Source organism: Arsenophonus sp. ENCA (assembly GCF_002287155.1).
GTDB classification, from domain to species: Bacteria; Pseudomonadota; Gammaproteobacteria; order Enterobacterales; family Enterobacteriaceae; genus Arsenophonus; species Arsenophonus nilaparvatae.
Window position 1 is genome coordinate 1 of the sequence record NZ_NHNG01000546.1, and the last position, 682, is coordinate 682.

1 protein-coding gene is annotated in these 682 nt (G+C 37.7%); it reads left to right on the forward strand.

What is annotated here, in order from left to right; translation table 11 throughout:
- The coding region (locus CBG25_RS14190; RefSeq protein WP_290607411.1) for a 3-hydroxyacyl-CoA dehydrogenase NAD-binding domain-containing protein at window positions 1-682 on the forward strand (682 nt) is incomplete at both ends.

A 682-nucleotide genomic window follows, 5' to 3' on the forward strand; every position in this document is an offset into this window, starting at 1 on the left:
TTTCAGCGCTAGAGATGGCGAAGATATTATCTTCAATTACTCCAACGCTAAATTACGCTGGAATTGAAAATGCGCAAATTATTGTCGAAGCGGTGGTTGAAAATCCAAAGGTCAAAACGGTCGTTTTAGCCGAAACAGAAAAATTATTAAATCAAAATGCTCTATTAGCCTCCAATACTTCAACTATTCCCATCACAAAATTAGCTAGTGTTTTACAGCGGCCGGAAAATTTCTGTGGCATGCATTTTTTTAATCCTGTTCATCGAATGCCATTAGTTGAAATCATTAAGGGCGAAAAAACCAGCACCAGAACTATCGATATGATAACTGCCTATGCGAATAAAATGGGTAAAACAGCTATCGTCGTCAATGATTGTCCAGGTTTTTTTGTTAACCGTGTACTATTCCCTTATTTATCTGGCTTTAATTTACTATTACAAGATGGTGCTGATTTTTATCAAATCGATAAGATCATGGAAAAACAATTTGGCTGGCCGATGGGACCGGCTCATTTGATTGATGTTATTGGTCTTGATACCGTGCAACACGCCCAACAAGTTATGGCTGACAGTTTTCCAGAGCGTATGGCAAAAATTGATCAAGATGCTATTACTGTTCTATTTAATCATCAGCGTTTCGGCCAGAAACATGGCGTTGGTTTTTATCAATACTTTACCGATAA